General features: G+C 70.5%; 26 protein-coding genes and 1 pseudogene. 15 read left to right on the top strand and 12 right to left on the bottom strand.

Annotated elements, in window-relative coordinates:
- Positions 1-383: 383 nt before the first annotated feature.
- Complete coding sequence (locus tag ACT53R_RS11245) at positions 384-833, top strand: DUF192 domain-containing protein (protein ID WP_476171965.1); 450 nt, start codon at positions 384-386, stop codon at positions 831-833.
- A gap of 53 nt (positions 834-886) precedes the next feature.
- Positions 887-1,729: a SirB1 family protein gene (locus tag ACT53R_RS11240; protein ID WP_476171964.1), complete on the top strand. Its 843-nt coding sequence runs from the start codon at positions 887-889 to the stop codon at positions 1,727-1,729.
- Positions 1,730-1,826: 97 nt separating this feature from the next.
- Here the strand turns inward: ACT53R_RS11240 and ACT53R_RS11235 are convergent.
- Together ACT53R_RS11235 and rd are read right to left on the bottom strand one after the other, a co-directional pair.
- Positions 1,827-2,062: pseudogene (locus ACT53R_RS11235) on the bottom strand (rubredoxin); the annotation flags it as partial.
- Between the two features lie 31 nt (positions 2,063-2,093).
- The gene (gene rd / locus ACT53R_RS11230; RefSeq protein WP_476171963.1) at positions 2,094-2,273 is read right to left on the bottom strand and encodes a rubredoxin; all 180 of its coding nucleotides are present in this window, start codon (positions 2,271-2,273) and stop codon (positions 2,094-2,096) included.
- Between the two features lie 59 nt (positions 2,274-2,332).
- On the opposite strand from rd, the gene thiE reads away from it, so the two are divergent.
- From thiE to ACT53R_RS11215, 3 genes are read left to right on the top strand one after another with little or no spacing between them, the layout of a single operon-like run.
- On the top strand, positions 2,333-2,974 hold the full coding sequence (gene thiE / locus ACT53R_RS11225; RefSeq protein WP_476171962.1) for a thiamine phosphate synthase: 642 nt from the start codon (positions 2,333-2,335) through the stop codon (positions 2,972-2,974).
- 37 nt (positions 2,975-3,011) lie between these two features.
- Entirely contained in the window at positions 3,012-4,301 is a 1,290-nt protein-coding gene (hemL, locus tag ACT53R_RS11220) for a glutamate-1-semialdehyde 2,1-aminomutase (protein WP_476171961.1), read from the top strand.
- Positions 4,298-5,425, top strand: a complete 1,128-nt coding sequence (locus tag ACT53R_RS11215; RefSeq protein WP_476171960.1) for a trans-sulfuration enzyme family protein — start codon at positions 4,298-4,300, stop codon at positions 5,423-5,425. The genes hemL and ACT53R_RS11215 overlap by 4 nt, the downstream gene beginning before the upstream one ends.
- A 286-nt stretch (positions 5,426-5,711) precedes the next feature.
- On the opposite strand, the gene ACT53R_RS11210 is transcribed toward ACT53R_RS11215, so the two are convergent.
- The 5 genes from ACT53R_RS11210 to ACT53R_RS11190 all read right to left on the bottom strand — a co-directional run bounded on the left by ACT53R_RS11210 (position 5,712) and on the right by ACT53R_RS11190 (position 9,305).
- A complete protein-coding gene (locus ACT53R_RS11210; RefSeq protein WP_476171959.1) occupies positions 5,712-6,950 on the bottom strand; it encodes an acetylornithine transaminase in 1,239 nt (412 codons plus the stop codon).
- Positions 6,950-7,384: a VOC family protein gene (locus ACT53R_RS11205; protein ID WP_476171958.1), complete on the bottom strand. Its 435-nt coding sequence runs from the start codon at positions 7,382-7,384 to the stop codon at positions 6,950-6,952. Before ACT53R_RS11205 ends, ACT53R_RS11210 begins: the two co-directional genes overlap by 1 nt.
- Before the next feature lie 59 nt (positions 7,385-7,443).
- The gene (locus tag ACT53R_RS11200) at positions 7,444-8,262 is read right to left on the bottom strand and encodes an SDR family oxidoreductase (protein WP_476171957.1); all 819 of its coding nucleotides are present in this window, start codon (positions 8,260-8,262) and stop codon (positions 7,444-7,446) included.
- Between the two features lie 46 nt (positions 8,263-8,308).
- Positions 8,309-8,542: a hypothetical protein gene (locus ACT53R_RS11195; RefSeq protein ID WP_476171956.1), complete on the bottom strand. Its 234-nt coding sequence runs from the start codon at positions 8,540-8,542 to the stop codon at positions 8,309-8,311.
- A gap of 103 nt (positions 8,543-8,645) precedes the next feature.
- Positions 8,646-9,305, bottom strand: coding sequence for a protein kinase family protein (locus ACT53R_RS11190; protein WP_476171955.1), 660 nt, complete (start codon positions 9,303-9,305; stop codon positions 8,646-8,648).
- Positions 9,306-9,469: 164 nt separating this feature from the next.
- Between ACT53R_RS11190 and ACT53R_RS11185 the strand changes: the two genes are divergently transcribed.
- A complete protein-coding gene (locus ACT53R_RS11185) occupies positions 9,470-11,488 on the top strand; it encodes a VTT domain-containing protein (RefSeq protein WP_476171954.1) in 2,019 nt (672 codons plus the stop codon).
- A 9-nt stretch (positions 11,489-11,497) separates the two neighbouring features.
- On the opposite strand, the gene ACT53R_RS11180 is transcribed toward ACT53R_RS11185, so the two are convergent.
- Both ACT53R_RS11180 and mpl read right to left on the bottom strand, forming a co-directional pair.
- Positions 11,498-12,088, bottom strand: a complete 591-nt coding sequence (locus ACT53R_RS11180; RefSeq protein WP_476171953.1) for an LON peptidase substrate-binding domain-containing protein — start codon at positions 12,086-12,088, stop codon at positions 11,498-11,500.
- Positions 12,085-13,461: a UDP-N-acetylmuramate:L-alanyl-gamma-D-glutamyl-meso-diaminopimelate ligase gene (gene mpl / locus ACT53R_RS11175; RefSeq protein WP_476171952.1), complete on the bottom strand. Its 1,377-nt coding sequence runs from the start codon at positions 13,459-13,461 to the stop codon at positions 12,085-12,087. Before mpl ends, ACT53R_RS11180 begins: the two co-directional genes overlap by 4 nt.
- Positions 13,462-13,774: 313 nt before the next feature.
- On the opposite strand from mpl, the gene ACT53R_RS11170 reads away from it, so the two are divergent.
- Genes ACT53R_RS11170 through ACT53R_RS11160 form a run of 3 tightly spaced genes read left to right on the top strand, consistent with a single transcriptional unit; the run spans position 13,775 to position 16,316 of the window.
- Complete coding sequence (locus ACT53R_RS11170) at positions 13,775-14,587, top strand: TenA family transcriptional regulator (protein WP_476171951.1); 813 nt, start codon at positions 13,775-13,777, stop codon at positions 14,585-14,587.
- The gene (locus ACT53R_RS11165) at positions 14,584-15,339 is read left to right on the top strand and encodes a class I SAM-dependent methyltransferase (RefSeq protein ID WP_476171950.1); all 756 of its coding nucleotides are present in this window, start codon (positions 14,584-14,586) and stop codon (positions 15,337-15,339) included. The genes ACT53R_RS11170 and ACT53R_RS11165 overlap by 4 nt, the downstream gene beginning before the upstream one ends.
- Positions 15,336-16,316 carry a TauD/TfdA family dioxygenase gene (locus ACT53R_RS11160; protein ID WP_476171949.1) on the top strand — a complete coding sequence of 327 codons (981 nt, stop codon included), beginning with the start codon at positions 15,336-15,338 and terminating at the stop codon, positions 16,314-16,316. The genes ACT53R_RS11165 and ACT53R_RS11160 overlap by 4 nt, the downstream gene beginning before the upstream one ends.
- 78 nt (positions 16,317-16,394) lie before the next feature.
- Here ACT53R_RS11160 and ACT53R_RS11155 read toward each other — a convergent pair whose 3' ends face one another.
- From ACT53R_RS11155 to ACT53R_RS11145, 3 genes are read right to left on the bottom strand one after another with little or no spacing between them, the layout of a single operon-like run.
- Positions 16,395-17,471 (bottom strand): nucleotidyl transferase AbiEii/AbiGii toxin family protein, encoded by a 1,077-nt coding sequence (locus ACT53R_RS11155; protein WP_476171948.1) that lies wholly within the window; start codon positions 17,469-17,471, stop codon positions 16,395-16,397.
- A complete protein-coding gene (locus ACT53R_RS11150) occupies positions 17,468-18,121 on the bottom strand; it encodes a hypothetical protein (protein WP_476171947.1) in 654 nt (217 codons plus the stop codon). The genes ACT53R_RS11155 and ACT53R_RS11150 overlap by 4 nt, the downstream gene beginning before the upstream one ends.
- A 33-nt stretch (positions 18,122-18,154) precedes the next feature.
- Positions 18,155-18,733 (bottom strand): adenylate kinase, encoded by a 579-nt coding sequence (locus ACT53R_RS11145; RefSeq protein ID WP_476171946.1) that lies wholly within the window; start codon positions 18,731-18,733, stop codon positions 18,155-18,157.
- A gap of 235 nt (positions 18,734-18,968) precedes the next feature.
- On the opposite strand from ACT53R_RS11145, the gene ACT53R_RS11140 reads away from it, so the two are divergent.
- The 6 genes from ACT53R_RS11140 to ACT53R_RS11115 all read left to right on the top strand — a co-directional run bounded on the left by ACT53R_RS11140 (position 18,969) and on the right by ACT53R_RS11115 (position 26,469).
- Positions 18,969-20,225, top strand: a complete 1,257-nt coding sequence (locus ACT53R_RS11140) for a 6-phosphofructokinase (protein WP_476171945.1) — start codon at positions 18,969-18,971, stop codon at positions 20,223-20,225.
- Positions 20,226-20,403: 178 nt separating this feature from the next.
- On the top strand, positions 20,404-21,042 hold the full coding sequence (locus ACT53R_RS11135) for an XrtA/PEP-CTERM system exopolysaccharide export protein (RefSeq protein WP_476171944.1): 639 nt from the start codon (positions 20,404-20,406) through the stop codon (positions 21,040-21,042).
- On the top strand, positions 21,042-22,628 hold the full coding sequence (locus ACT53R_RS11130; protein WP_476171943.1) for an XrtA system polysaccharide chain length determinant: 1,587 nt from the start codon (positions 21,042-21,044) through the stop codon (positions 22,626-22,628). Before ACT53R_RS11135 ends, ACT53R_RS11130 begins: the two co-directional genes overlap by 1 nt.
- On the top strand, positions 22,625-23,356 hold the full coding sequence (locus ACT53R_RS11125) for a P-loop NTPase family protein (protein ID WP_476171942.1): 732 nt from the start codon (positions 22,625-22,627) through the stop codon (positions 23,354-23,356). The genes ACT53R_RS11130 and ACT53R_RS11125 overlap by 4 nt, the downstream gene beginning before the upstream one ends.
- Positions 23,357-23,370: 14 nt before the next feature.
- Positions 23,371-24,687: an outer membrane beta-barrel protein gene (locus ACT53R_RS11120; RefSeq protein WP_476171941.1), complete on the top strand. Its 1,317-nt coding sequence runs from the start codon at positions 23,371-23,373 to the stop codon at positions 24,685-24,687.
- Positions 24,688-24,741: 54 nt separating this feature from the next.
- Complete coding sequence (locus tag ACT53R_RS11115) at positions 24,742-26,469, top strand: hypothetical protein (protein WP_476171940.1); 1,728 nt, start codon at positions 24,742-24,744, stop codon at positions 26,467-26,469.
- Positions 26,470-26,498 lie beyond the last annotated feature (29 nt).

The raw sequence follows: 26,498 nt of genomic DNA, 5'->3' as shown, positions 1-26,498 counted from the left end.
CCGAGGGAGCCGCACATTATAGGGTGGTTTCCGTTGCCGTCAACACCCTGCTGCGTTTTTCTTTCGTCGGTCGCGGCATTCGCCGTGCCCGAGAAGGTCTTGCATCATGACGGGCTTCGACGTTTTCGTCAACACCGATCTTTCTGCCAGACCTGCCTGCCGTCGTGCCTGAGCACTTGGCGGGCCGCGCATTATAGAGGGGCCTCCGAAGCCGTCAACTCCCCGATCCTGTCGCGTTTCCCGCACCGGAGAACCGTTCGGTTCCCGCTGCGAGGGCGCGCATTGTGCACGGCAACATGACGTTTGGGAAGAGGGGCGATGCGCCCTCTTGACGCGATCCGTTGCGGCCGTGATCGTCACGCTTTCTCCTGCGGAGTTACGTCATGCGCGTGTTCGGTGTGGTGATCCTGCTTCTCGGGCTGTCCGCGAGCGGTTGCGGCGAGGCCAGCGACCACTGGGTGGAGCTGAACGGGAAGCGGTTCGTGGTGGAGATCGCCGATGACGGGCAGGAACGCGCACGCGGACTGATGTTCAGGGACGAGATGGCCGCCGACCACGGGATGCTGTTCATCCACGAGCAGCAGATGCCGCTGGCCTACTGGATGAAGAACACCAAACTCCCGCTGGACATCCTGTATTTCGACGACGCCCGCAAGCTCGTCTCGCAGCAACGTGACGTGCCGCCCTGTTCGCTCGGCGATCGCTGCCCGCCGTATCCCAGCGACGCGCCGGCCCGCTACGTGCTGGAACTCAATGCCGGCCAGGCGTCGGCCATGGACCTGAAGAACGGCGCGCAGCTGACCTTCGGCCCGGACATCCCGCCCGGCCACTGAACCATCGCCGTCGCGGGCTTGCCCGTGGCCCGCGGCGCCCGCACTCTCCCGCCATGAACGCTTCCCACGCCCTGCCCGACTGGTCGACCTTCGCGACGCTCGCCGACGAGGACGTGCCGCTGCTGCACGGCGCGCTGCTGATCGCGCACGACGAGTACCCCGATCTCGACGCTGCGGCCTGCGAGTCGCAGATCGCGGCACTCGCCGACAGCCTGCGCGCCGAGGTGGCGCAGATCGACGAAGCGCCGCTGAAGATGCAGGCGATCAATCGCCATCTGTTCGAGGAACTGGGCTTCGCCGGCAACCACGCCGAGTACTACGACCCCCGCAACAGCTACCTGAACGACGTGCTGGCGCTCCGGCTGGGCAATCCGATCTCGCTGGGAGTATTGCTGGTCGAAGTGGCGCGCCGGCTCGACGTGGGGCTGGAAGGCGTGTCATTCCCCGGGCACTTCCTGGTGAGCCTGCCGGTGGACGACGGAATGCTGGTGATGGACCCCTTCAACCGGGGGCGGCCGCTGTCGGCCGACGAACTGCGCCAGCGGGCGCAGCCGCACTTCGGCGAACCGGTGCCGGACGAGGCGCTGATGCGCATCCTCGTCCCGGCGTCGCCGCGGGCGATCCTGGTACGGATGCTGCGCAACCTGCATGCGCTGTACGCCGAACGCGGCGACTGGCCGCGGGCCGTGCGCTGCGCCGACAGGATCCTGCGTCTGTCGCCCGACAACGCCGAGGCCCTGCGCGATCGCGGCCTGGGCTATCTCGAACTCGGCCACGCCACCGGCGCGTCACGCGACCTGGGGCGCTACCTGCAGATCCAGCCTGAGGCGGACGACGCCGACACGGTCCGCGACCGACTGGTGGAACAGGGCGCGCGGCACCTGCCCCTGCACTGAACCTCGAAGCGATTTGCCGCCCGGAAACGACGACGCCGCGGCCACGGGGCCACGGCGTTCCGGAACAGGACGATGCGGGGCGCCGCCCCGCCTGGCGTCAGACGGTTTCCATCTCGAAATCGGACTTGGTGACGCCGCAATCCGGGCAGGTCCACGTGTCCGGGATGTCTTCCCAGCGGGTGCCCGGCGCGATGCCCTCCTCGGGCAACCCCTTCGCTTCGTCGTAGACGAAGCCGCACACGACGCACATCCAGGTGCGGTAGACGACGGGGCTTGCGGTATCGCTCATCGGGACGGGCCTCGGGTTCGAAGGAGGCACGGATTGTCCCATCCCGCGCCCCGGGCCGGAAGCGAAGCCGCGGCGTCAGATCGGCTCGAAGTCTTCCTTGGTGACGCCGCATTCCGGGCAGACCCAGTCGGCTGGCAGCGCGGAGAACGGCGTGCCCGGCGGGATCCCGGTCTCCGGATCGCCCACGGCGGGGTCGTAGATGTGGTCGCAGACGATGCAGCGGTAGCGGCGGGAGGCGTCATCGGTGGGGTTCATCGGATAATGTCCTTGCATCCAAAACGCCCATTCTGCCGGTTGTGCGGCCGATCCTCCAGATGACCTCCTCCCCGCCCCCCTTCCCGCCGCTGCGCGGGCTGTACCTGATCACCCCCGACGAGCCCGACACCGGGCGGCTGCTCGACCGCGTGCGCGCCGTGCTGAGCCAGGCGGCGTTGCTCCAGTACCGCAACAAGGTCGCCGATGCCGCGCTCCGGCAGCAGCAGATGACGGCGCTGCTGCCGCTGTGCCGCGCGGCCGGCGTGCCGCTGGTCGCAAACGATGACGCCGATCTCGCGATCGCCGTCGGCGCGGACGGCGTGCACCTGGGCGAGGACGATGGCGACCCGACCGCGGTCCGGGCGCGCCTCGGGGCGGACGCGATCATCGGCGTCTCCTGCTACGACGACCTCGCGCGGGCCCGTGCGGCCGCGGCGGCGGGCGCAAGCTACGTCGCCTTCGGCGCGTTCTTTCCCTCGACGACCAAGCCCAACGCCCGCCGCGCCACGTTCGACCTGCTGCGCGACAGCGCGGCGTTCGGATTGCCGCGGGTGGCCATCGGCGGGATCACGCCGGACAATGCCCGCGACGTGATCGCCGCCGGCGCGGACCTCGTGGCGGTGATCAGCGGCGTGTTCGACGCGCCCGATCCCGTCGCGGCCGCGGCCGCGTACCGCCGCTGCTTCGACGACATGCACTGAATTCCCGTTTTCCGCCCTTTTCGCAGGACCCACACCGATGCAGACCGATCGCTCCCACGCCCTCTTCACCCGCGCCCAGGACCTGATGCCCGGCGGCGTCAATTCGCCGGTGCGCGCCTTCAAGTCGGTGGGCGGCGAACCGTTCTTCGTCGAGCGCGCGGACGGCGCGTACCTGTACGACGCCGACGGCAACCGTTACATCGATTACGTGGGCTCATGGGGCCCGATGATCGTCGGCCACAACCACCCGAAGGTACTGGACGCGGTCATCGCCACCGCGCGCAACGGCCTGAGCTTCGGCACGCCGAACCCGCTGGAAGTGACGATGGCCGAGGCCATCACGAAGCTGGTGCCGAGCTGCGAGATGGTGCGCATGGTGAACTCCGGCACCGAGGCCACGCTGTCGGCGATCCGCCTCGCGCGCGGCGCCACCGGCCGCAACCGGATCGTGAAGTTCGAGGGCTGCTACCACGGCCACGGCGATTCGTTCCTGGTGAAGGCCGGCAGCGGCATGCTCACCCTCGGCGTGCCGACCTCGCCGGGGGTGCCCGCCGGCCTGAGCGAACTCACCGCGACGCTGAGCTACAACGATTTCGAGGGCGCGACCCGCCTGTTCGACGAGATCGGCAGCGAGATCGCGGCGGTGATCATCGAACCCGTCGTCGGCAACGCCAACTGCATCCCGCCGCGCCCCGGCTACCTGCAGCACCTGCGCGACCTGTGTACGCAGCACGGTGCGCTGCTGATCTTCGACGAAGTGATGACCGGCTTCCGCGTCGCGCTCGGTGGCGCGCAGGCGGTGTACGACATCACCCCGGACCTCAGCACCTTCGGCAAGATCATCGGCGGCGGCATGCCCGTCGGCGCCTACGGCGGCCGCGCCGACCTCATGCGCCAGATCGCGCCGTCGGGCCCGATCTACCAGGCCGGCACGCTCAGCGGCAATCCGGTGGCAATGGCCGCGGGCCTGGCGATGCTCGACCTGATCCAGGCGCCCGGCTTCTACGAGACGCTGGACGCGCGCACCGCCGCGCTCTGCGCCGGGCTGGAAGACGCCGCCCGCGCCGCCGGCGTGCCGTTCAGCACCAACCGCGTCGGCAGCATGTTCGGCCTGTTCTTCACCGCGGAGAAGGTCGAGACCTACGCGCAGGCGACCGCCGGCGACACCGCCGCGTTCAACCGCTTCTTCCACGCGATGCGCGAACGCGGCGTGTACCTCGCGCCGTCGGCGTTCGAGGCCGGCTTCCTGTCGATGGCGCACGACGACGCGGTGATCGCGGCGACGCTCGACGCGGCACGCGCGTCGTTCGCGGAGCTGCGGGCATGAGCACGCTGCGCCCCGAAACGGTGTCCGTCCACGTCGGCAACGAAGTCGATCCGGCCACGGGCGCGGTCGCGCCGCCGATCCACCTCGCCACGACCTTCCGCCACGGGCCGTCGGGCGAACGCATCGCCGGCTACGAGTACCAGCGCGAGGGCAATCCCACGAACGATCGCCTGCGCGAAGCACTGGCGGCGCTGGAAGGCGGCGAGGACGCGGCGACCTTCGCCTCCGGCATGGCCGCTATGACTTGCCTGCTGGAATGTCTGCCCAACGGCGCGCGGGTGCTGATCCCCGACGACTGCTACACCGGCCTGCGCATGCTCTGCGCCGAATTCCTGCCGGAGCGCGGCATCACCGCCGTCGCCGTCGACATGGCCGACCTCGACGCGGTGCGCGCTGCGTGCGCGGGCGGCATCGCGATGCTGTGGATCGAGACGCCGTCGAATCCGCTGATGAAGGTCAGCGACCTCGTCGCGCTGGCGGAACTCGGCCACGCCGCGGGCGGGCAAGTGATTGCCGACAACACCTTCGCCACGCCGCTGCTGCAGCGGCCGATCGCGCACGGCGCCGATGTCGTGATGCATTCGACGACGAAGTACTTCGGCGGCCACAGCGACGTGCTCGGCGGCGCGCTGGTGTTCGCCAAGCGCGGCGAGCTGTCGGAGAAGGTCGCGCACCGGCTGCACATCACCGGCGCGACGCTGGCGCCGTTCAGCGCATGGCTGACCCTGCGCGGCTGCCGCTCGCTGGGCGCGCGCATGGCGATGCACTGCGCGAACGCGCGCCGCGTGGCCGAATTCCTCGCCGCGCATCCGGCGATCGAACGCGTGAACTGGCCCGGCCTGCCGACGCACGCGGGCCACGCCGTCGCCGCGCGGCAGATGCGCGATTTCGGCGGAATGATGAGCATCGAACTGCGCGGCGGCCGCGAGGCCGCGCTGGCGATGGCCGGCAAGCTGCGCGTGTTCACCAACGCCACCTCGCTGGGCGGCTGCGAATCGCTGGTCGAGCATCGCGCCTCGGTCGAAGGCCCGAACCCGCGCTCGCCGCAGAACCTGCTGCGGATGTCGGTGGGGCTGGAGCACGTCGACGACCTGATCGAAGATTTGCGGCAGGCGCTGGGCTGAGCGCGCAGACTTCGGGGAGGCGCTTCGATCCTCCTCGGCCCGGTCTTCGGCACCGGCCTCTCCTGTGGGAGCGGCGGGGGCCACGACGGGCTGCGGACAGGCTGTCCGTCGAGCGTCGCGGCTTACGCCGCTCCCACAAAGAGCACGTCGCATAGCCGATGAAGTCGGCCTTCCTGTAGGAGCGCCGGAAGGCGCGACGATTCCCGGAAAGCCTGTCCGCAGCCTGTCGCGCCTTCCGGCGCTCCTACAGGACAGGCTTCAGGTGAGCCTGGTCCGGCCTGACCAATCAGCGGTTCGCGTCCACGAACGCCCGCAGGGCGCGTTCGAGGCGGCCGAGGCCCTGCGCGACTTCGCCTTCGTCGATGTTCAGCGCCGGCACGAAGCGCAGCACGTCGGGACCGGCCTGGAGCAGCAGCAGGCCTTCGGCGGCGGCGAGGTCGAGGATCTCGCCGGCGCGGCCGGCGTACTTCGGTGCGAGCACGGCGCCGAGCATCAGGCCGCGACCGCGGACTTCGGCGAAGACGTCGAGTTCGGCGTTGACGGTCTGCAGCGCCGCGCGCAGCACGGCGGACTGCCAGTCGACGTTCGCGACGATCTCCGGCGACTGCAGCCGGCGCAGCACGACGCGCGCAACCGCCGCGGCCAGCGGATTGCCGCCGAAGGTGGTGCCGTGGGCGCCGAACTGCATGGCCTCGGCGACCTTCGGGCCGGCGAGCAGCGCGCCGATCGGGATGCCGCCACCCAGCGCCTTCGCGAGGGTGACGATGTCCGGCACCACGCCGTCGGCCCAGTGCGCGAACAGCGGGCCGGTGCGGCCCATGCCGCACTGGATCTCGTCCAGCACCAGCAGCGCGTCGTGGCGGTCGCACAGCGCGCGCACGCCGGCGAGGTAGCCGTCCTGCGCCGGCATCACGCCGCCCTCGCCCTGCACGGGTTCGAGCATCACCGCGCAGACGTCGCCGGCGGCCATCGCGGCTTCCAGCGCGGCAAGATCGTTGAAATCGACGTAACGGAACCCGCCCGGGAGCGGTTCGTAGCCGGCCTGGTACTTCGGCTGCGCGGTGGCGGTGACGGCGGCCAGCGTGCGGCCGTGGAAACTGCCGTGGCAGGTGACGATGACGCGGCGCTCGGGCGCGCGGCCCTGCGCGGTGGCCCACTTGCGCACGAGCTTGATCGCGGCCTCGTTGGCCTCGGTGCCGGAATTGCACAGGAACGCACGCTCGGCGAAGCGCGAGGCCTCGACCAGTTCCTGCACCAGCCGCACCGGCGGTTCGCTGTAGAACACGTTGCTGGTGTGCCAGAGCTTGCCGGCCTGCTCGGTCAGCGTCGCGACCAGTTCCGGATCGCAGTGGCCCAGTCCGCAGACGGCGATGCCGCCGGCGAAATCGACGTATTCGCGACCTTCGATGTCCCACACGCGGCTGCCCTGCCCGCGTTCGAGGATCAGCTGCCGCGGCTTGTAGACCGGCAGCGTGTAGCGCTGGCCCAGTTCGACCAGCGCGGCGGTGGCGTCGTGCGTCGTCATCACCAGCTCCCCGTGTTCGGCATCGTGTCCCAGGGCGCCTGCGGCGGCAGGTGGCCGTCCTGCAGCAGTTCGATCGAAATCAGGTCCGGCGAGCGCACGAACGCCATGTGCCCGTCGCGGGGCGGGCGGTGGATGGTGTAGCCCAGCGCCTGCAGCCGCGCGCAGGTGGCGTAGATGTCGGCGACACGGAACGCGAGGTGGCCGAAGTTGCGGGCGCTGCCGTAGTCCTCGGGCGGCGAACCGTCTTCCGGCGGCCAGTTGTAGGTCAGTTCGACCTCGGCGGACGGCGTTTCGTCGGCGGCGAGGAAGATCAGCGTGTAGCGGCCGCCGGGATTCTCCATGCGCCGCATTTCCTTCAGGCCGAGGCCGTCGCAGTAGAAGCGCAGGGAGGCGTCGAGATCGCGGACGCGGACCATGGTGTGGAGGTATTTCATCGGGAAGACTCCGTGGGGGCGGCCGAAAGCGCGGCCGGAAAAACATTCGATGGACAGACTCAGTCGAGGAACAGATCCGACAGCAGCGGCTTCGAGGGATCGACCGCGTAGCCGTCGAAGTCGGAGACGCCGGCTTCGCGCAGCACGTCCTCGTCGATCAGGAAGCGGCCGTGGAAGCCGGCGGCGGCGCGGGTCAGCACCGCGTGCGCGGCGTCGGCCATGATCTCGGGCTTGCGGCACATGGCGACGTCGACGCCGGGGATCATGTTGATGGCGTCGGTGGCGATCACCGTGCGCGGCCACAGCGCGTTGACCGCCACGCCCCGGGCGCCGAATTCGGCGGCGAGGCCCAGGGTGACGAAGCTCATGCCCATCTTCGCCAGCGTGTAGCCGGTGTGCGGGCCCCACCATTTCGGATCCAGCGACGGCGGCGGCGCGAGCGTGAGGATGTGCGGGTTCGGCGCCTGCAGCAGGTACGGCAGGCAGGCCTGCGCGCAGAGGAAACTGCCGCGGGCATTGACCTGCTGCATCAGGTCGAAGCGCTTCATCGGCGTGTCCAGCGCGCCGCGCAGCCAGATCGCGCTGGCGTTGTTGACCAGGACGTCGATGCCGCCGAACGCGTCGACGGTGGCCGCGACCGCGGCGCGGACCTCGTCCTCCTCGCGGATGTCGCACTTCAGCGCCAGCGCGCGGCCGCCGGCCGCTTCGACCGCCGCCGCCGCGGTGTGGATGGTGCCGGGCAGTTTCGGATTGGCCACCGACGACTTGGCGGCGATGGCGACGTTGGCGCCGTCGCGCGCGGCGCGCAGCGCGATCGCGAGACCGATGCCGCGCGAGGCGCCGGTGATGAAGAGGGTCTTGCCGGAAAGCGTCGTCATGTGCGGAACCCTCGAAGGGAAATGAAAGGCCGTGATGGCATGTGGATCAACGGGTCGCGTCGACGCGCGCCGGCGACGGAACGAGCGCGCATGCGTTCGCCTTGCAGGATGCCGGCGGCGATGGCGCGTCGCCCGGGCCCGCGCAATCGCTGCGGCGGAATTCGTCGCGATTGTCCGCCTGGTAGCGCGCCGAGAACGTGGCGGCGCGATCGCGGCGCACCGCCCACCAGCCGCGGCACGGCAGGAACACGGCGTCGCAGTCGGCATCGATGCGGCACACGCGGTCTTCCGGGTCGTCGCGCAGGACGAAAGCGGGGGCGGTGCGTCCGTCGCCAGCGCATCCGGCCAGGACAACGACTGCGCAGAGCAGCAGCGCGAAGCGCTCAGGGTTTCGGGCCTTGGCCTTCATTGTCTTCCCATTGGAGCAGCCGACGCGTGACGAAACGGTACGCCGGCTTGCCGGTGCGGAACCACAGGTCGCGCACCCACGAGGTGCGCTTGAGCAGCCGGCGCTCGACCGGGGTCAGCGCCTCGGGGCAGTAGGTGCGCTTGTGCTTGAGCAGGTGGCGCAGGTCCTCGCGCGCCAGCAGGCGCATCCAGCGCGAGCGCGGGCGGCCGCAGACGGCCAGCTGGAAGTCGATGATCGCCGGCGTGCCGTCGGCCAGCACCAGCCAGTTGGCTTCCTTCGCCAGGTCGTTGTGGGCGACACCGCGCCGGTGCAGCGCCAGCAGCCGCCGGCGCGCGAGCCGGAAGTAGGCGACATCGCCACGCGGGGGACGCTGGTACATGGCCGCGCCGTCGAGATAGCTGCGGTCGAGCCGGCGGCCGTCCCAGGCCAGCAGCTGCGGCACGGCCTCGGCGCCCAGCGCCCGGCGCAGGCCGCGGGCCTCGCGCCGGGCCAGCCACCAGGCCGGCAGGCGCAGCCACAGCGGCACGTGGGCCAGGTCGCGGCGCACGAACAGACCGTCGGCGCCGCGCATCAGCGCGATGCGGCCGAAACTGTCGGACTTCAGCGCCCGCTCTTCGATGGCCTCGGAAGACATCCCGCGATTGTAAGGACCCGGGAGGCCGTCCGCGCCTGCGGACTGCACGGTCGGGGCACGGTCACGCCGGCCTGCGATACTAGGGCGATGACGAGCAGGCCGATGACGAGCAAGTCGACGACAAGCAGCCCGATCACGAACCGCCCGACGGCGAGCGTGGTCCGATGACCAGCGCCTGGCTGGATGCCCTGACCCAATGGATCGTCGCGCACCGCGTGGCCGCGGGCGGCGTGATCTTCCTCATCGCCTTCTGCGACGCGCTGGCGGTGGTCGGCATCGTGGTCCCGGCGCTGCCGCTGCTGTTCGCGGTGGGCACGCTGATCGGCCTGGGCCACCTCGACGGCCCCTACGCCCTCGCCTGCGCCGCGCTGGGCGCCTTCGCCGGCGACGCGCTGAGCTACTGGCTGGGCCATCGCTGGGGCGCGTCGATGCGCGACCACTGGCTGTTCCGGCGCTACCCGCAGTTCATCGATCGCGGCGAGCGCCTGTTCAAGCGCCACGGCGCCACCGGCATCGTCATCGCCCGCTTCGTCGGCGCGGTGCGGCCGTTCGTGCCGGCGGTGGCCGGCATGCTGCGGGTGCCGCTCAAGCGCTACGTGCCGGCCAGCCTGCTCGCCGCGGTGCTGTGGGCGGCCTGCTTCCTCGCCCCGGGCTGGGTGTTCGGGGCCTCGTACGACGCCGTGGCCGCGGTCGCCGACCGCCTCGCGCTGGTGCTGCTGGCGCTGGTGGCGGTGCTGGCGCTGGTGTGGGCGATCGTGCTGTACACGTGGCGCTGGTTCGCCGACCACGCCGACCGCCTGCTGGCGCGGGCGCTGCGCTGGACCCGCGCCCATCCGCGGCTGTCGCGCTACGCCGCGCCGCTGATCCAGCCGCAGCGGCCGGAATCGGCGTCGCTGGCGATGCTGGCGGCGTGCCTGATCGCGATCGGCTGGGGCTGGTTCGCGCTGCTCGGTGCCACCCTCGCCCACGGCGGCCCGCTGTCGCTGGACCGTGCGGTGCAGGCGACGATGATCCGCCTGCGCAATCCGCTGGCCGACCATTTCCTGGCCGCGCTGTCGTCGATCGGCGACGCCGAGGTGCTGCTGCCGGCGATGGCGCTGGCGCTGGCCTGGCTGCTGTGGCGTCGCCGCTTCGCCGCCGCCGCGCACTGGCTGGCGGCGGTGGCCTTCGGGCTGGTATTCACCGCCATGCTCGGCCTGTCGACGGTGGCGCCGGGGCTGGCGGTCACGCCGGACGGCTTCGGCTTCCCGGTGACGATGACCACGATCGTGTTCGGCTTCTTCGGCGTGCTGATCGCGCGCGAACTGCCGGGCCGGCGCCGGGTGTGGCCGTACCTCGTCGCCGGCGCGATGGTCGCCCTGCTCGGCTTCGCGCGGCTGTATTTCGGCGCGCACCGGCTGAGCGACGTCATCGCCGGCGCGCTGTTCGGCGTGCTGTGGCTGCTGGTGCTGGGCATCGCGTATCGCCGGCACATCGGGCGTTCGTTCTGGATCCGGCCGGCGGCCACGCTGTTCTACGCCGGCTTCGCGGTGGCCGCGTTGTGGCACGGGCCGCGCAGCGTGGACACGGTGCTGAAGCACTACGCGGTCGCGGCACCGACGCGCACGCTCGACGCCGACGCCTGGTGGTCGGGCGACTGGGAGACGCTGCCCTCGCACCGCGACGAGACCGCCGACGCCCGCCGCTGGCCGCTGGACGTGCAGGTCGCCGGACCGCTGGAGGCCGTGCGCGAACGACTGCTGGCCCGCGGCTGGCGGGTGCAGCCGCAGGCGAACTGGATCGCCACCCTCGGCCTGCTCGACGCGAAGCGCCCGCCCGCGCGGCAGCCGGTGCTGCCGGCGACGCTGGACACCGAGGCCGAGGCGTTGCTCATGCGCCGTGCCGGCGCGCGCCAGGACGAAGCGATCGTGCTGCGCCTGTGGCGCGCTCCGGTGACGCTGTCCGACGGCCGCCCGCTGTGGGTCGGCACCACGCAGACCCTGCGGTTCGTGCGACCGCTGCCGGCGATCGCGCTGTGGCGGCCGGAAGGCGGTGATCCCGACGGCGCGCACGTGCGCGTGCGCGAAGCCCTCGCCGACCTGCCGCAGGCGGAATCGCCGCATCCCGACGGCGGCCGCCCGGTGCTGCGCGTGCGCGTGGACGGCGTCGACTGCGACCTGCCCGCCGACGGCAGCGTCATGTGATCGTTTCGATCAGCTGATCGCGACGATCAACCGGTCGAGCCGCGCGTGCGGGTCGTCTTCCTGCAGCAGCGCCTGGCGCGTCTCGTCGTCCAGCGGCAGCAGTTCGGCGAGACGCCAACCGACCCATGCGGCATCGTCGAACCGCGCCTGCGGCACGTCGACGGCGCGGGTGCCGGCACGCTCCAGCGTCTGCCGCAGCACATCGCCGAGCAACGCGTGCTCGGGCCGCAGCGGATCGTCCGGATCCGGCGCGCACCAGTCGACATCGCCCGTGACCAGGCCGTTCGCGCGCACCCGCGTGTGGCGCACGCGGAAGCGGCGCATGCCGCGCACGCGCAACGCGAGCAGCCCTTCGGGCGTGGTGTCGAAATCCTCGATCCGCGCCTCGGTGCCGACCGCAGCGGGCGTCGCGGGCGCACCGGCCTCCGCGCCGTCGAGGATCAGGCACACGCCGAAGCCGGTGCCGCTGCGTCCGCAGTCGCGGACCATGTCGAGATAGCGCGTCTCGAAGATGCGCAACCCCAGCGCACCACCGGGCACCAGCACGGTGCGCAGCGGGAAGAGCGGCAGGGGCTCCGGCGACGGCGCGTCGTCGCTCATGCCTGCAACGCGGCGAGGAACCGCCGCGGCGCGCCGTCGAAGCCGCCGTTGGACATGAACACCACGTGGTCGCCGTCGCGCACGAGCGCGCGCAGGCTGGCGATCAGCGAATCGGCGGTCGGCGCGGTGCGCGATTCGCCGCGGACGCGGGCCATCACCTTCGCCGCGTCCCAGGAGAGCTCCGGCCGGTGCAGGAACACCACCGCATCGGCGATGTCCAGCGACGGCGCCAGCGCGTCGGCATGCGCACCGAGGCGCATCGAATTGCTGCGCGGCTCCATCGCGACCACGATGCGCGCCGCGCCGACCTTCGCGCGCAGGCCTTCCAGCGTGGTGCGGATCGCGGTCGGGTGGTGCGCGAAGTCGTCGTAGATGGTCACGCCCTGCGCGGTGCCGATCACTTCCAGCCGGCGCTTCACGCTGCGGAACTCCGCGAGCGCAGACATCACGTTCGCCGGCTCGACGCCCACCGCCGCGCACGCGGCCAGCGCGGCGAGGCCGTTGAGCACGTTGTGCAGGCCGAGCATCGGCCAGCGCACGTCACCGAGACGCTCGCCCGCGCGGTACACCGCGAACGCGCTGCCGTCGGCCTCGATCAGGCGCGCGCCCCAGTGGAACGCGTCGTCGGCCATGCCGTCGCGCAGCAGGCCGAAACGTTCGACCGGCGTCCAGCAGCCCATCGCCAGCACTTCGTCGAGGCGCGCGTCCTCGCCGTTGACGATCAACCGGCCGCGGCCGGGCACGGTGCGCACGAGATGGTGGAACTGGCGCTGGATCGCGGCCACGTCGGGGAAGATGTCGGCGTGGTCGTATTCGAGGTTGTTGAGGATCGCCACCAGCGGCCGGTAGTGCACGAACTTGCTGCGCTTGTCGAAGAACGCGGTGTCGTATTCGTCGGCCTCGACCACGAACTCGCGTCCCGTGCCGACGCGCGCCGACACGCCGAAATCCTCGGCCACGCCGCCGATCAGGAAGCCCGGATCGCGCCCGGCGCGATCGAGCAGGAAGCTCAGGATCGTCGTCGTCGTGGTCTTGCCGTGGGTGCCCGCGACCGCCAGCGTGTCGCGCCCGGGCAGGACGTTTTCCGCAAGCCACTGCGCGCCGGAGGTGTACTTCAGGCCGCGATCGAGCACGAACTCGACCGCCGGGTTGCCGCGCGACAGCGCGTTGCCGACCACGATCTCGTCGCAGTCGGCGGAGATGTTGTCGGCCTGGTAGCCCTGCGCGAGCGCGATGCCGAGTTGTTCGAGCTGGGTCGACATCGGCGGATACACCGACTGGTCGCTGCCTTCGACGACATGGCCGTGTTCGCGCGCCAGTGCGGCGACGCCGCCCATGAAGGTGCCGCAGATGCCGAGGATGTGCAGTTTCAAGAGCTTGCCTGTCCGCGCGAGGCCGTTCGAGCCGGGGCCATAGTATGCCGCAGCCCGCAACGGGCTTCCCCGGGACGCGCCGGAGGCCGGCGTTTTCCGCATTCCCGCACGGTTTCCGGGCGAGTCCGTGCGTGCGTCCGCAGAACCGGAATCACGTCCGGCCTACGCCGGAAGTCGAACTTGACAACCCCTCGGAGCGGGCAGAGTCTTGGGCCCAAGGTTCAAGGATGAACATCGGATCAGGTTCGCAGGCTGCGGCGGATGCCACTGCGACACGCGATCCAGGAGCAACTCACCAAGGAGGAGGTGCAGCATGTTGCTGTCGATTTCCCCGTCATCGTCGCGTGCCCTCGACGGCACGGCGATACCCGCAGGACCACTGACCGCCGAAGCCTACGTCGACAGCCTGGTGGCCGAGGCGCTGGCGCATCGCGCCAACAAGCATCCCTACCTGCTCGCGCTGGCGGACGACGCCTTGCCGGACAGCCGGCAGGCGCTCACCGACTTCGCCCGGATCTACTACGGCTACACGGCGCATTTCCCGCGCTACATCACCGCGGCCATCTCCCGGCTCGACGATCCTGCGCACCGCAAGGCACTGATCGAGAACCTGACCGAGGAATCCGGCCGCTACGGCGAAGAGGAATTGCGCCAGCTGGAGGCCGTCGGCATCGCACGCGGCTGGATCGATGGCGTGCCGCATCCGGAACTCTTCCGGCGCTTCCGCGAAGCGCTGGGCGTCGGCGGAAACGACGGCACGGACGACATCGAAGTCGTCTGCTGGCGGGAAATGTTCTACAACACCATCGCGCACGGCACGCCGTCGGAAGCGATCGGCGCGCTCGGCCTGGGCACGGAAACCATCGTCAGCACCATCTACGCGCACATCGTGCAGGCACTGGATCGCTTGCCGCTCGCGCCCGAGTCGGTCGTGTTCTTCCCGCTGCACTGCACCGTGGACGACGCGCACCACGAAACGCTGAAACGGATCGCGATCGATCACGCGCACAGCGAGGAAGGCCGGCGCGGGCTCCACCTCGGCATGCGCAAGGCGCTGCAATTGCGCTGCGGGTTCTGGGATTACCTGCTGGAGCGCGCACAACAAGGCATGGAGAAAGCCGCATGAACCAGAGTACCGCCAGTGTCTACGATCGCGCCGCCGGCAACTGGGCGCGCCACGAGCCCGTGCTGCTGTCCGATTACACGGCGCGCCCCTTCGTGCTGGAGGCCTGCGAACCGATCGCCGGCCTGAAAGTGCTCGATCTCGGCTGCGGCGAGGGTTACGTCGCGCGCCAGATCGCCACGCGCGGCGCCGGTTCGGTCATCGCCTGCGACATTTCCGCCGGCATGATCGCGCAGGCACGCCAGGCCGAAGCCGCGAACCCGCTGGGCATCGACTACCGTGTCGGCGATGCCTGCGATCCGCTCGGCCTGGCCGAGAACGATTTCGACCTAGTGATCGCGGTGTTCCTGTTCAACTACCTGGACACGGCGCAGACCACGGCCGTGATGCGCGAAGCGCATCGCGTGCTGCGCCCGGGCGGACGCTTCATCTACACCGTCCCGCACCCGCTGCTGCCGTTCTTCAGGCCCAAGCAGCCGCCGTTCTGGTTCGACCGCGGCGAATCGGGCTATTTCGACGGACGCGATGTGCTGTTCGAAGGCCGGATCTGGCGCCGCGACGGCGTGGACGTGCCGGTGCGCTGCGTCCACAAGACCTTCACCGACTACTTCGACGCGATGACCGCCGCCGGCTTCCGCGCCATGCCGGCCGTCACCGAACTGCGCGTCACCGAGTCGCACATCGAGCTGGACCCTGCGTTCTTCGGTCCGCTCGCCCAGCAACCGCTGCATGTCATGTTCGAGCTGGTCAAATGAACATCGCCCCTTCCCGCGACGACGGCGCCACGGGCGCGATTGGTGCGATCGGCGGCATCAAGGCGTGGACGGCGGCGCAGCTCGCCGCGGACACACGCTGGACGCTGCAGGTGGGCGACGACGAACACCGGGACGTGCAGCGGCTCGCGCAATGGGCGGCACGGTTTCCGGCCCCGGAGCAGGACTACCAGCCCGGCATGGTCGACATCCCGGCGCTGCAGCGACTCGGCGAACGCATCCGCTTCCAGCTGCGCGAAGGCTATGGCCTCGTGCGCGTGGTCGGCTTCGCCCCCGCGCTGGACGATGCGGCGCTGCGCCTGGCGCACCTGGCGATCGGCCTGGACGTCGGCGACGCGCTCACGCACTACGGACGCCTGTTCGACGTCAAGGATCGCGGCGAGGACTACCGCACGAGCGCGGTCCCGGTATCGATGACCCGCGAGAGCACGTCGTACCACACCGACAGCAGCGCGCGCGACGTCGAACCCGACCACGTCGGCCTGCTGTGCCTGCACGGCGCACTGGAAGGCGGGGAGTCGCTGGTGTCGAGCGCGATTTCGGCGCACGACGCACTGCGTGCTTCGGCGCCCGAGGCGCTGGCGCTGCTGTATCGCGATTTCTACCACGACGTGGTCACGCCCGGGACCGAGCGCAACCTCGACCGCATCCGCGAGAACACGTTCCCGGTGTTTCGCCACGATCCTGCGCAGGGCCACGCGACCTTCCGGTACATGCGCTACTGGATCGAGCGCGCGCATGACCTGCTGCAGGAGCCGCTGTCGGACGCGGCCGTCGATGCATTCGACCGACTGGATGCCTTGCTCGACGATCCGCGGCTGGCACTGTCGTTCACGATGCAGCGCGGCGAGATGGCGTGGATCGACAATCGCAACCTGGCCCACAACCGCAGGGCCTTCGTCGACTCGCCCGAGGCCCCGAGGACCCTGGTCCGCATGTGGACCGTGAGCAGGGGGTGATCGTCGCCACTTCGGCGATGACGTGCCGGGCAACACGGCCCGGCGCCGGAAAAAGCGCCGGGTCGGACATCCCGACCGTCAGGGCGACGCCGCGGACGCCGGCTCGACGAGCAGCGATGCGCTCGCCGTTTCCCAGCGCGCGCGCCAATGGGCGAGGTCCGGATCGACGTTCGGGTATTCGCGGACGAATCCGGCCCAGTCGATAGTCTCCAGACGCTGCCATATCCCGGCAGACCATGGTGCGATGTCGCGCGGATCCCGCATGCCGCCCCACTCGTCCCCCAGCGTCGCGACCACGCCCTTGCGGACGGCCTCGGGCAGGTGCGTGCAGAACTCGGCGAGCAGCACCGCATCGTAGAGATCCTTGGCCTGGGGATACCAGTCGTTCTGGAGCCAGATGAATTTCCAGGCGAGCGACAGCTCCGGCGAGGCGATGCGCAGCCGGTAGCCGGTGCCGGCCAGGCCCGGAAACGCATGCCACTGCGGCGGGTCCCAGAGCGATTCGCCGAAGACGAAGTCGCACTGCGTCTTGCCCGGCGGCAGGCCCGGCACCGACCAGCCGAAGGTGAGGCGCACGCCGTCGGCGCGCTCGTAGGTCCAGATGGCATCGCTGGCGACCTGCGCCGGATCGAAACGCGGCCCGTCCGGCGCTGACTGCGCATCCGCCCCGGCTTCCGTCACCAGCACCACGATCGAGTCGAGCATGCGCCTGGCCTCGTCGCTGCCGGAGGCGATGCCGGGATCGGCCATCACCCAGTCGAGATCGTGCGGGACACGCGCCGCCGCCCAGAACCACAAGGGCATCGTGGCACTGCCGCGCAACACCAGCCGTTCGCTCCAGAGCGAACCCGCGATAGCACGCAGCACGTGTTCGAGCGCCTGGCCCTGCGCCTGGTACCAGCGATCGCGCTGGTCTTCGTCGTCGAACGCGGGATCGTCCTCGCGGAAGGCGCGCGCATAGTGCTTGAGTGCGGGATCGAAGCGTTCCTCGCCGCCCATCCGCGGCAGACGGAAGGCATTGGGGTAATCCTTGATCGGCTTGGCGAGCCCGTCGCCCTGCGGGCCCGGCGCGGCGGACATCACCACATTCGCCGATTGCGGCTGCGGTTGCGGTTGCGCGTCGCGCGTTCCAAGCAGGGATTTCAGCCAGTTCATCGTCCATCCTCCGGCAGCCAGCCGGCGTCCAGCGCCGGATTGTCGTCAAGGACCACGTATTCGATGTCGACGGACAGGATCGCGAGCGCTTGCGGCATCAGCGCGGAACGCAGCGCGTCGGTACGGGCCGTGATGACCGCGAGTCCACCGTCGCGGGTCCGCAGCGTCGCGAAACGTTCGATCAGTCCATCCTCGCGCACGCGGCGTGCGTTGCGCGACAGGTGCGCGCCGTGCGCGTTGGCGACGCGCGCGAGCACGGCCGTGTCGCAGTCGGGCGCGAGCAGCAGCTTCACGTGGCTCTCGAAGTAATGCTCCGGGCACAGGCACGGACCGTGCGCCGGCACGCCGGTGTTCCAGGGCGCGGCTTCGATCTTGGTGCGGGTGACGGCGATACCGAGCGCGGCCAGCGCCTCGGCGAGGCGATGCGCCTCGGCGCGCTGTCGTTCGAGCGAGCCGCCGGCACGAAGGCTGAGCATGGGCTGGCGCGGCTGCGCGCCCGCCGGCAGCTGGATGTGCAGGAATGTCAGGCCATGCGTGCGCGCGAAAATCTCGACACCGTCGAACGCGGTGTCGCCACGGGGCAGCACGGTGAGATGCGTTTCGAAGCAGTCCCGATCGCCGGGATGCGGCAGGGTCCCGGCGTCGTTCATGCCGACGCCGGAACGCGAACGAAGGGCAATGGCCTAGCCGACATCCACACCCACGGAAATCGCTTCGACGATGCGGGTGAACACGTCGTCCATCGTGCCCTCGCCGTCGACGACCTTCAGCATGCCGCGCTGGCGGTAGAAGTCGACCACCGGGGCGGTGACGTCGTTGTAGACCTTGAGACGGTTGCGCACGGCTTCGGGGGTGTCGTCCTGACGACCCTGTTCGCGGGCGCGGCCGGCGATGCGTTCGACCAGCAGTTCGGTGTCGACGTCGAGCTGGACGGCGTGTTCGATCTGCTGGCCGATGCGGCCCAGCAACTGGCCGAGGGCATCGGCCTGGGCGAGGTTGCGCGGGTAGCCGTCGAGGATGAAGCCGTGGGCAACGTCGGGACGCGAGAGGCGGTCCTCCAGCATGCCCAGCAGGATCTCGTCGGAGACCAAGTCGCCGCGGGCCATCACTTCCTTCGCCTGCAGGCCGAGGGCGGTGCCCGCGGCGACTTCGGCGCGCAGCAGGTCGCCGGTGGAAATGTGCGGGACCTGCAGGTGGTCCTTCAGACGAACCGCCTGTGTACCCTTGCCCGATCCCGGGGCGCCGAGAAGAACCAGTCGCATCGCAAGCTCCAGACTTATTTATAGGGAATAAGGACCCGGGCGCGGAGGCCGCCGACAGGCCGTGATGCCCCAGCTTAACCGCTCGCCGCGCCCGGCCCAACCGTCTACGACCAAAATCGCAACGGGCGGCCGCCCGGGCCTTCGCCACCCGGGCCGCAGGCCGCAAACCGGTAAACTGGCGCGTCCCCGCCCGACCCGCGCGGCCGGCGCCCTTCCACCCCATCGATCCCCGACCATGGCATCCGGAACCCTGCTCTACGCCCAGTCCGGCGGCGTCACTGCCGTCATCAACGCCTCCGCCTCCGCCGTCATCGCCGAGGCCCGCGCCCGCAAGGTCAAGGTGCTGGCCGCCCGCAACGGCATCCTCGGCGCCCTGCGCGAGGACCTGATCGACACCTCGAAGGAGTCGATGGCCGCCATCCGCGCCCTCGCCCACACCCCGGGCGGCGCGTTCGGCTCCTGCCGGGTCAAGCTGAAGTCGCTGGAGCAGGACCGCGCGAAGTACGAGCGCCTGCTGGAAGTCTTCAAGGCGCACGACGTGCGCTACTTCCTCTACAACGGCGGCAACGATTCCGCCGACACCGCGCTGAAGGTGTCGAAGCTGGCCGCCGAATACGGCTACCCGGTGACCTGCATCGGCGTGCCCAAGACCATCGACAACGACCTGGCCGTGACCGACTGCTGCCCGGGCTTCGGCTCGGCCGCGAAGTACACCGCGGTGTCGGTGCGCGAGGCCGCGCTGGACGTGGCCGCGATGGCCGAGACCTCCACCAAGGTCTTCGTCTACGAGGCCATGGGCCGCCACGCCGGCTGGCTGGCCGCCGCCGCCGGCCTGGCCGGCAACGGCCCCGACGCCGCGCCGCACCTGATCCTGTTCCCCGAGCGCGCCTACGACGAGGCCGACTTCCTCAGGAACGTGAAGAAGGTGGTCGACCGCGTGGGCTACTGCGTCGTCGTCGCCTCCGAGGGCATCCGCACCGCCGAGGGCAAGTTCGTCGCCGACGCCGGCGGCGGCAAGGACGCGTTCGGCCACACCCAGCTGGGCGGCGTGGCCTCGTACTTGGCCGGCAAGGTCAAGGACGAACTGGGCTACAAGGTCCACTGGACCCTGCCCGACTACCTGCAGCGCTCCGCGCGCCACCTCGCCTCGAAGACCGACCTCGACCAGGCCATGGCCGCGGGCAAGGCCGCGGTGCAGTTCGCGCTGAAGGGCCTGAACTCGACGATGCCGGTGATCAAGCGCACGTCGAACGCGCCGTACAAATGGAAGATCGAGGCCGCGCCGCTGGACAAGGTCGCCAACCACGAGAAGATCATGCCGGCGAACTTCCTGCGCAAGGACGGCTACGGCATCACTGCCGCCGCCCGCGCCTATCTCGAACCGCTGATCCGCGGCGAAGCCCCGCCGCCGTACGGCCGCGACGGCATCCCGAAGTACGTGACGCTGAAGAACGTGGCGGTGAAGAAAAAGCTGCCGGCGTGGGAAGGCTGAGAGACGGATCGGTCCTCCGGAAAGTGAGTCCACTGGCCGGTGTTTCCCCGAAAGGCCGCCTCGGCGGCCTTTCTTCATGGCGGGAACCGCGCCGACCACATGCCTCTGCCCATTTTGTGACTGTCCTCTAACTTTCGCGAAACCCGTTAGAATGCAAGCACTTGCCGGGGGGAAGTCCATGTCGATGTTCCGATGCGTCCAGGCACCATGCCTCGCGCTGCTGCTTCCCTTCGCCGCCGTCGCCGCCGATCCGGCTACCCGCCAGGCCGAAAGCGCGCCTTCCGCGGAGCCGGCAGCCGCGCCCGTCGCGGCAACGTACCGCATCGGCGTCGATGATCTGGTCCAGGTCGCGGTCTGGCGCAATCCCGAGCTTGGCGTGACCGTGCCGGTGCGGCCGGACGGCATGATCTCGGTGCCGCTGATCGGCGACGTGCCCGCCGGCGGCCACACGCCGCCCGAAGTGGCGAAGGACATCCAGGAGCGGCTCGCCGCGTACGTCCGCGACCCGCAGGTGGCGGTGATCCTGACCGAGCTGCGCAGCCACGAATACCTGTCGCGGGTGCGCGTCACCGGTGCGGTGCGGCAACCGGTATCGATCCCCTTCCGGCCGGGCATGACCGTGCTCGACGCCGTGCTCGCGGCCGGTGGCCCGAACGAATTCGCCGCCAGCGCCCGCACGATGCTGCACCACAAGACGACCACCGGCGTGGAGGCGCTGCCGGTGAAGCTGGACCGCATCCTCGAACGCGGCGAGCTGGACACGAACTATCCGGTGGCCGCGGGCGACATCGTCACCATTCCGGAGCGCGCGTTCTGATGAACGTCCCGTCGCTTCCCGTGCGGCGCACGCCCGCCGCGCGCGCCGGCGCGCAGGCCGGGGCGCTGACGCCCGGCGAACTGCTGCCGGCGATGCTGCGCGAGGCGCGGCGCTACCAGCTGGTGCTGGCGGCGATCTTCGCCGCGATCGCGATCACCGCGCTGCTGGTCGGCCTGTTCCTGCTGCCGCGCAAGTACATCGTGACCACCTCGGTGCTGGCGCAGGAAAGCGACATCATCCAGCCGCTGCTGGAAAACCGCGCCGTCTCCACCCGCGCCGTCGACCGCGCCGGCCTCGCCAGGCAGGTGGTGTTCGGGCACAAGGTGATGGAGAAGCTGCTGGCCGTCGGCGGCTGGCTGGACGAGAAGCCGTCGCCGGTGCAGGAAGAGCGGATGATCGAACAGCTGCGCGACCGCACGCGGATCGTCAACGCGCGCGAGAACCTCGTGCAGATCACCTACTTCGACAGCGACCCGGAGCGCGCCTACAAGGTCGCCGCGGCGATGGCGGACCTGCTGATCGACGAGAGCCTGGCCAGCAAGGAGCGCGAGAGCCGCGAGGCCTACGAGTTCATCGACAAGCAGGTCAACGACTACCACGCCAAGCTGACCGAGGCGGAAACCAACCTGCAGGCCTACCGTTCGGACAACGCCGACGCGCAGCCGGGCAGCGCTACCGACGTCAACGCGCGCATCGGCGTACTGCGCACGCAGGTCGAGCAGACGCGGATGTCGATGATGGAACTGCATTCGCGCGAGCAGACGCTGGCGGCGCAGTTGTCGGGCGAATCGGCAGTGACCGCGGTGCAGACCCGCGAGACGCTGTACCGCACGCAGTTGATCGAACTGCAGAACCAGCTCGACGACCTGCTGCTGCGCTACACCGAGAAGCATCCGGACGTGATCCGCGTGCGCCACCAGATGGCCGACGTGCAGGCGGCGATGGACGCCGAACAGCGCCGCGACCGCAGTGCCGGATCGCAGGACGATGCCACCGTTCGCGCCAATCCGGTGTACCAGCAATTGCGGCAGCAACTGGCGCAGGCGCGCAGCGACATCGCCGCGGCGCAGTCGCGCATGGGCGCGTCGCAGAGCCTGCTCGACGAGGAACTGGGGCGCAGTCGGCGGATCGCCGCGTCGGAAAGCACGCTGGCCGAACTGACCCGCGACTACGAAGTGAACCGCGACATCTACCAGGACCTGCTGCGCCGGCGCGAGAACGCGCGGGTGTCGATGGAACTGGACCGCGAACGCCGCGGGCTGACCATGCGCATCCAGGACCCCGCGCAGATGCCGGTGCAGCCCAGCGGCCTGCGCACGACCCACGTCGCACTGGGCGGACTGGCCGCGGGCATCGCGGTGCCGCTGGGGCTGCTGTTCCTGCTGGTGAAGTTCGACCCGCGCGTGCGCGCGCCGGGGCAGATCGAGCGCCAGGGCAACTATCCGGTGCTCACCGTGGTGCCGCCGAACCGCACCCGTCGCGACCGCCGCCGTGAATACGCGCGCACCGCGCTGGCCGCGGGTCTGGTCGCGACGGTCTTCCTCGCCTACGGACTGGCGTATCTCTTCCGCCAGGTGCACGCATGAACGACGGAGTCGACCGCCCCGCCTTCGATCGCTCGCTGCCCGCCACCGCGACCGGCCGCGCGCTGACCACCCGCGAGCTGGAGGAACGCCGGCTCATCCATCGCCAGGAATCCGGGCGTCGCCATGCCGATGCCTTCCGCGAACTGCGCACGCGACTGCTGTCGCTTGCCGGACGCAGCTATGCGGAAGGCGGCAACTTCGTCACCCTGGTCGCGCCGGTGCGCCCGGGCGGCGGCGGCAGCTACGTCGCGCGCAACCTCGCCGCGGCCTTCGCCTTCGACGAAACCCGGCAGGCGCTGCTGATCGACTGCGACGCGATGCATCCGGCGCAGCACGAAGCGCTGGGCGTGGCCGGCGAACGCGGCGGGCTGATCGACTACCTCGAAAATCCCGGCCTGCCGCTGGAGGACGTGATCTATCCGACCGGCGTGCCGCGGCTGCAACTGATCCCCAGCGGCCGCATCCGCGAGACACCCGGCGAAAGCTACAGCTCGCTGCGCATGCGCGCGGCGATCGACGCGCTGCGCGCCGCGCAGCCGAACCGGCAGATCCTGCTCGACGGGTCACCAGTGCAGGGCTCGCCGGACGCGCGGATCCTGTCGGATCTCGCCGACCTCGTGGTGCTGGTCGTCGGCGAAGGCCAGGTCGCCAGCGATGCGATCGACAAGGCCGTCGCCAGTTTCCCGCCGGAGAAACTCGCCGGCGTGGTGTTCAACCGGCGGCCCTGAGCCGCGCCACGGCCATGTCCGCCGTCGCATCGCGCGCCGTCGCCCTTGCCTCGCTGCTGGCGTGCGCGCTGCTGCCGGGCACGGCCGCGGCATTGCGCATCGACTACGTGGCCGACCTCACGGTCGAACGCAGCGACAACCTGCAGCTCACCGAGACCAATCCGGTCGCGGCGACGGTGCTGCGACCTGGGTTCGGCTTCACCGCGACCCACGACGGCCCCGCGCTGGCGCTGCGCCTGACCGGACGCACCGAGCACTCGCACTACGACGGCACGCGCTTCCACGACCACGTCGACAGCACGCTCGACGCCCGTGCGACGTGGACCGTGCGTCCCGAGCGGCTGCGCCTGGAGTGGAACGACAACCTGTCCGTGCAGCCGGTCGACCCGCTGGCGGCCGACGCGCCGGACAACCGCCAGCAGGTGCACGTGACGTCGCTGGGGCCGACGCTGTCGTTCGGTCGCGACGACGGCTGGCGCGGCGACGCCGGCGCACGCTGGGTGCGCAGCACCGCCGACGTCACCCGGGTGTTCGATGCCGACCGCCTCGACCTGACCGTGCGCGCGGAACGCCGGCTCGATCCGGACACGCGACTCGCGTTCGACCTCGAAACCCAGCGCGTGGATTTCCACGACAACACGGGGCGCGATTACCGGCGCACGCAGGTGTATGCGCGCTGGACCCGCGCGCTGAGCCGCTTCGATCTCACGCTCGACGCCGGCCTCTCGCGCCTGCACGACATGCGCACACCGACGGGTACGGCCGATGCGCGCAACGATCCGCTGCTGCGCGCGACGCTGGCGTGGCGCCCGGACGACCGCCAGCGCCTGCGCATGCGCCTGAGCAGCCAGTTCTCCGACATCGCCAGCGACCGCCTCGCCGCGGTCAGCGCCGACAGCGGTCTGCCCGACACCGTGCCCACCGGCGACATCGTGGTCGACGGCACGCCCTACCTCGAACGCCGGCTGGAACTGGAATACGCGCGCACCACCGAACGCTGGCACGTGACGTTCGTGCCGCACGCGAATCGCATCCGCTACGAAGGCATCGCGGCGTTCGATCGCGGCAGCCGCGGCGGCGTGCTCGACGTCGCGTTCCGCGCGCGGCGCACGCTGACGCTGGGCGCGAGCGCCGGCCTCGATCACAGCGAGTACGTGCAGATCGATCGCGTCGACGACCAGCGCCGCCTGCGCCTCTGGGCGCGCCTGCAGCGCAGCCGGCACTGGAGCGTGCAGGCGCAGGTCGAACGCTGGCAGCGGCGCAGCACGGTGCCCGGACAGGACGCGGACCAGACCGTGGTCGGCCTCACCGTCAGCTACCGCAACCGCTGACCGATGCGCGCGACGAAGGATCGACCCGGACGCAGGACGCGCGGCGGCATCGCCGTGGCAGCCATGGTCGCACTGCTGATCGTGCTGCTGATCGGGGGCTGCGCGCGCGACGATACGGCTTCGTCGCCACCGCGCCGCCCCGGCATTCCGCTCGATCTGTCGTACGTCGATCGCGGCTCGCCGGCGTTCGCGCGCTTCAAGCGCTGGGTCGACCTCGCTGTGATGGGCACGCTCGACGACGGTTTCTCCGCCTACGACGCCGCATTGATGCATCGGCTCGACCCGCAGCCGGCGTACTGCACGCTCGCCATCCGCATGACCGACGACGAAGTGCGCGCGGCCGAAGCCGCGATCGACGCCGGCGACACGCCGAAAATCGCCGCGGATTCGTATCTCGACGTCGGGCCACGCATCGCCGCACTGGCGATGACGCTGGACCGCTGCCGCGCGCGGATCGACGCGGAGATGCAGGCGCGCTGGTCGGCCTACGCCGAGCAGGCGGTGTGGAACGTCTGGCATCCGCTGCGCGCGCACTGGGGCCTGCGGCCGCGGCCGTGGACCGGCTGGGCGACGGACGATCCCGGCAACAACTACCACTACAGCTTCCTCGAAGCGACGCTGGCGTGGGCGCTGGCCTCGGGCAGCGACGACTGGATGCGATTCCTGCGCGAGAAGAAACTGCCGCCGCTGCGCGACGCGCTGGCGCAGTTGCGCGGCGGCGGCAGCCGCGAAGGCACCGGCTACGGCGTGGCACAGATGCGGCTGTTCGCGTTCTGCCGACTGTGGCGCGCTGCCACCGGCGAACGTCTCTGCACGACGCTGGCGCGCGACGACATCGCCTACTGGACGCAGGCGACGGTGCCGACGCTGGACCGCTTCGCACCGATCGGTGACCAGTCGCGTTCGTCGGTGCCCGAGCTGTACGACTACCACCGCCGGCTGATGCTCGAAGCGCGGCTGCTGACCGACGATGTGCAGGCGCAAGCGCAGGCGTCGTGGTGGCTGCACGCGATCGCGGTGCCGCGCATGCGCAGTGGCTTCAACGCACGCCACGACCTGCTGCCCGCGGGCGATGCGGGCGGCACGCCGCCGACGGCGCTGTTCCACCACGCGACGGGCACGGGGCATCTGTTCGCGCGCACCGACTGGACCCGCGACGCGCTGTGGCTGGCGTTCGTCGCCGGCCCGTACGACCAGAGCCACGCGCACCAGGAACAGGGCGGCTTCACCCTGTTCGGCGGCGACTGGCTGACAGCACCCGAGAACCTGTGGACGCACAGCGGCCTGCAGCAGGGCACCGAGACCCACAACGTGCTGCGGTTCGAGCGCGATGCCCCGCTCGGCCGGCAGTGCCAGGGGCCGGCGGACGACCGCGTGGTGCATCAGTGCCCGGACACGCGCTCGGCGATGGCGGTGGTGCCCGGCCTCGACGGCGCGCTGCACGTCGATGCCGACCTGAGCCCCGCCTACGGCGAGGACGCGCCGGTGAAGCGCTGGGTCCGGCGCCTGGACTTCGCACCGGGTCGGCTGCGGGTGGAGGACCGGTTCGCGACGACGCCCGGCACCCGGGCGGTGTTCCAGCTGCAACTGCCGGCCAAGCCGGTCATCGACGGACGAACCGTCACCGCCGGCCGGCTGCGGGTCACGGTGCTGGCGCCAGCCGACGCGACCCTTCGCGTACTCGACTGGCGCGGCGTCGATCCGGACGAATTCCTCGGCGGCTGGCGGCTGGACATCGCCGGCGGCACCGACACTTACGTCGTGTTGCTCGAAACGCCCTGAAGCTGAACGCTTCCTGACTTTCGCCTGAG

This window comes from Lysobacter sp. DMC104, assembly GCF_056313665.1.
Note: the sequence above shows the minus strand (reverse complement) of the source record. Positions and strands in the feature narration are given on the sequence as shown.